A 4,489-nucleotide genomic window follows, 5' to 3' on the forward strand; every position below is an offset into this window, starting at 1 on the left:
GGACACAGCCTACCTGGACCTGATCAACACCTTTGCAGAGGAAATGCGCTACTACGAGACGGATTCCCTGTATAGTTATGCCTTAAAAGCACTTGAATACAGTAAGGAAGCCAAATATCGCAAGGGAGAGAGTATCTCTTATATGAATCTCGGGGACTATTATTCAGACCGGGGGGTAACAGATACGGCCCTAACATATTATAACAAGGCTCTGGAACTGGTCAATACTATGAATTCCAGTGATCTCAGATTGAGCCTGCTCAATAATATTTCCGGTGAGTATGAATATCGCGGTGACCATGCAAAGGCCCTGAATGGCTATCTCATTGCCCTGGAAATCGCCCTTGAAGAAGAAGCCCTGTTACAGCAGTCGATTATCAATGAAAACATCGCTAACCTCTATGCAGATCAGAAATACTACGATGAATCTCTGGAGTATTACAAGAAAGTCAGAAAATTAAATGATTCCCTCGGTGATGAGATCGCGCAGGCAGAGACTATGAGTAATCTGGCTTCTCTCTACGCAGACATGAAAAACCTGGAATATGCCATGTTTAACGTCAACCGGAGCATCGACATTTTTGAAAAGTATCGCATAATAGACTGGCTGGCCTACTCCTATGAGATCAAGGGTAAAGTCTACCTTAAAAAATACAATTACAACTGGGCCCTGTACTGGTATCGTCAAAGTGAGGTGCTCCACGAGAATCTGGATGATGACCGGGCTCGAATCGACTTGTACAATGGTATGGCAGAAACGTATATCGGCCTGGAAAACGATAGTCTCGCCACTATTTACGCTGAAGATGCGTTCCGGATCAGCAAAAGCATCAACTTTGCCGAAGGGACCAAAAAATGCTCTAAAACCCTTTATGAGATATACCGACGGCAGCAGGACTACGCCACGGCCCTGGCCTACCACGAACTTTTCCAGGAGCTCTCCGATACCCTGAGTCGGAATGAAAACAAACAGAGCCTGAGCCTGCTAAAAACGAAAACAGAGTATGAACGGCAAAAGCAACTGCTTATTCAGGATAATGAAAAAGCACTTGCCTCCCAGGAACGTTTCATTTATGTCGGAGCCGGGCTCTTGCTGGTTTCCCTTTTGATAATCTACCTCGTATACCGAAGTAAAAAATTACAGCAACGCCTCACCCGGGAATTGGAAGCAAAACAGGAAATCCTGGAGAAGCGCAAGTCTGAATTACAGACAGACAACGAGACTAAGGTGAAACTTTTCTCGGTAATCGGCCATGACCTCCGGGGTCCCGTCGGTGCCTTGAAGGAACTCCTGCAAATATTCAAGGACGGGGAAATCTCGATTGATGAGCTAGCCTCCTATATGCCCAAACTACGGTCGGACGTAGACCATATCTTCTTCACCTTAAACAACTTACTGTCCTGGGGCTATTCGCAGCTCAATGGTGCAGTAACCCGGCCAACCTCTGTACTCCTGGAAGGCATTGCGGCAGAGAATATTAAATTACTCAATGAGATCGCGGAGAATAAAAGCATTAAAATCATCAGCGAAATCCCGGCAAATACTCAGGTATGGTCGGACCCCCATCAAGTGGACATCGTACTTAGAAACCTTATCAGCAATGCCCTGAAGTTTACCCCCGAAAACGGAATGGTGACCCTGCATGCCGAAGAAAAAGAACAATACTGGATTATTTCAATCCGCGATACCGGTGTGGGAATGGATCGCCTGACACTTCAGAAGATTTTTAAGGAAGAAAACACACATTCTACCTACGGTACCGCCAATGAAAAAGGAACCGGATTAGGCCTCACGCTTTGTAAGGAAATGATCCAGAAAAACGGGGGGGAAATCTGGGTAGATAGTTTGCTCAGAAAGGGAAGTACGTTCTATTTCACCCTCCCGAAAGCAGCCGGGGCTTATAGCAAGGCTGTCTAGATCAACTTATCAAGGCAGGAGACTGCCGGGGTGCGTTCAACTGTAAAACCCTCGGCATACTCCACCCCTACCAACCTTCCAAGATCCCGGGAACGATATTCCACGCTTTCGAGGAAATTAGCACTACTGATAGGCGTTTCAGGCTCTTTGCTATTCGGATCAAAAAATTGGGAATCGTAAGCGCGGATGGCTTCCAATTTCTTATCGATGAATCCACTGACGTCCACGACAAAGTCCGGCTTCAGATTCTTCCATTGAATATAGTGATAGACATTTTTGGGTCTCCAGGGCTCCTGCCAGCGATCATCCCCCTCCAACTGCGTATCAATTTTGATGAGGCCACTGAGAAAACAGGCATCACTCACCAAATCGCTACCCCGCCCATGATCTATATGCCGGTCATGAATGGCGTTGCAGAGTACGATATCCGGCCTGTATTTTCGTATTTGGCGAATAACGGCCATTTGATGTTGGGGATCGTTTCTAAAAAACCCATCTCGAAATTCCAGGTTTTCACGTACGGAAATTCCCAAAATTTCTGCAGCCCTGGCCGCTTCACGAGACCGAATCTCTGCAGACCCCCGAGTCCCTAATTCTCCCCGGGTAAGGTCCACAATACCTACTTTCTTCCCCTGTGCAATTTCTTTGGCAATGGTAGCCCCTGCGCCGAGCTCAGCGTCATCCGGGTGTGCCCCGAAAACGAGGATATCTAATTTTTGAGCCATATACAATTTGAATTTAGGTAACCGATTCCTTACTGAGGGTTTTGGATCGCAACAGGGCCTGAGTGAGATCTGCTTTTAAGTCTTCAAAATCCTCAATTCCTGTTGAAAACCGAATAAGGCCATCCCGTATTCCGGCCTTAAGGCGTTCCTCGGGACTCAACAGGGCATGAGAGGTTTGGGTGGGAGAGAGTAAAGTGCTTTCCACACCTGCCAGGCTCATAGATACCTTTATCCACTGCAAGGAGCGCATAAACCTATGCTGGTCCAGGGATTCAGAGAGCTCAAAAGACAACATCCCACCGAAGCCGTGCATCTGGGCTTTCGCGATATCGTGATTGGGATGACTCTCCAGTCCGGGATAATATACTTTTTCAATGTCCGGGTGTTGGTTAAGGAAATTTGCGAGTTTCAGGGCGTTTTCATTCTGGGCGCGTACCCGGATGCCCATAGTTTTCAAACTCCGCTCCAGCAGCCAGACCGTATAATCACTGAGGCTGCCTCCCAGGTTTTTGGCCAGTTGAAAAACTCGATCGATATTCTCGTGGCTTCCCGCTACCGCCCCTGCACAAATATCCGAATGCCCCCCCATATACTTGGTGGCACTGTGGATCATGATATCGATGCCGTAGTCTGCCGGATTCTGATTTACAGGGCTGGCAAAAGTATTATCTATGAGTGTTTTCAGCCCCCGTGAGCGCCCCAGAGACCCAATGGCCTCCAGATCGGTCAGGGTGAGTAAGGGGTTCGAAGGGGTTTCCAGATAGAGCACCCGGGTGTTGGACTGGATGGCATTTTCAAATGCCGACCGTTCCGTACTATCAATAAACGTGTACTCGATCCCATACTTGGGAAATTCCTCTACGATAAGATTATATGCACCCCCATAAATTTGTCGGGGTACTACCAAATGGTCCCCCTTATTGAGAAAAGCCAAAAGCGCGGTACTCACAGCCGCCATTCCACTGCCAAAAATCAAGGCAGCCTCCGTATGCTCAAGGGCTGCAATTTTACGACAGAGGGCCTCCTGGTTTGGGGTGTTAAAATACCTTGGATAACGCTTTATATCCACGTCCTCATAATCATAAGACGTACTCATATACAAAGGAGAAATGGCGCCTTTGAAGGTCTTGTCCTCCAGTTCGCCGATATGAGTGCAGATTGTATTGACTCCTTTTGCTTTCTTGTCCATAATATAATATAACAAGCCCAAAGGTAGTGAATTCAAGAAATAGAAACTGCCTTTACCTTCGCCCTAAAAGCATCCCGTTCCTCAGGGTATTCAAGGGGTTACCTGCAGAGAAACCTGGCTTTTTTTCTTATAAAACTACAACCCGTTTATTTAAAGTGCACGCGGTAACGCCACCAGCTCAGGGCACCCAAAAAGAAGACACCTCCGAGGGTATACCACACAAATGTAGGGGTAATCACCTGGTCTCCACTGGCATAACTGTGAAGGCCCACCAGGTAGAAATTCACTCCAAAATACGTCATCATAATACTTGAAAAGGCAATGACGCTCAGGAAGTTAAATGTCCAGGTTCCCCGAAGGCCTGGAACTAATCGGGTGTGAATCACAAAAGCATAGACCAAAATAGAGATCAGGGCCCAGGTCTCTTTCGGATCCCAGCCCCAATATCGGCCCCAGCTCTCATTGGCCCATTGACCCCCGAGGAAGTTACCGATGGTCAGCATGACCAGCCCGATGGTGAGGGCCAATTCGTTTATGATGGTCAGTTCCTTCAGGTTTAGTTTCATTTTCTCCCGGTTCTTCTCATTGGTTAGTATAATGAGTAACAGGCAAACCACACCCAGGATCATCCCCACGGTCAGGGGGCCATAGCTTCCC

General features: G+C 47.5%; 4 protein-coding genes. 1 reads left to right on the forward strand and 3 read right to left on the reverse strand.

Annotated features, from left to right (window positions below):
- A partial coding sequence (locus WBV75_RS10200; RefSeq protein ID WP_424120510.1) for a tetratricopeptide repeat-containing sensor histidine kinase occupies positions 1 to 1,918 on the forward strand: 1,918 nt, incomplete at its 5' end.
- Here the strand turns inward: WBV75_RS10200 and bshB1 are convergent.
- From bshB1 to WBV75_RS10215, 3 genes are all read right to left on the reverse strand, one after another.
- The gene (gene bshB1, locus WBV75_RS10205; RefSeq protein ID WP_424120511.1) at positions 1,915 to 2,643 is read right to left on the reverse strand and encodes a bacillithiol biosynthesis deacetylase BshB1; all 729 of its coding nucleotides are present in this window, start codon (positions 2,641 to 2,643) and stop codon (positions 1,915 to 1,917) included. The two genes, WBV75_RS10200 and bshB1, sit on opposite strands and share 4 nt — an antisense overlap.
- Before the next feature lie 13 nt (positions 2,644 to 2,656).
- Entirely contained in the window at positions 2,657 to 3,832 is a 1,176-nt protein-coding gene (locus WBV75_RS10210; protein ID WP_424120512.1) for a trans-sulfuration enzyme family protein, read from the reverse strand.
- A gap of 146 nt (positions 3,833 to 3,978) precedes the next feature.
- Positions 3,979 to 4,489, reverse strand: a 511-nt coding sequence (locus WBV75_RS10215; protein ID WP_424120513.1) for a cytochrome c biogenesis protein, incomplete at its 5' end; no start/stop codon positions are given.

Origin of the sequence: Robiginitalea sp. (assembly GCF_049588695.1) — a bacterium.
Lineage (GTDB): Bacteria > Bacteroidota > Bacteroidia > Flavobacteriales > Flavobacteriaceae > Robiginitalea.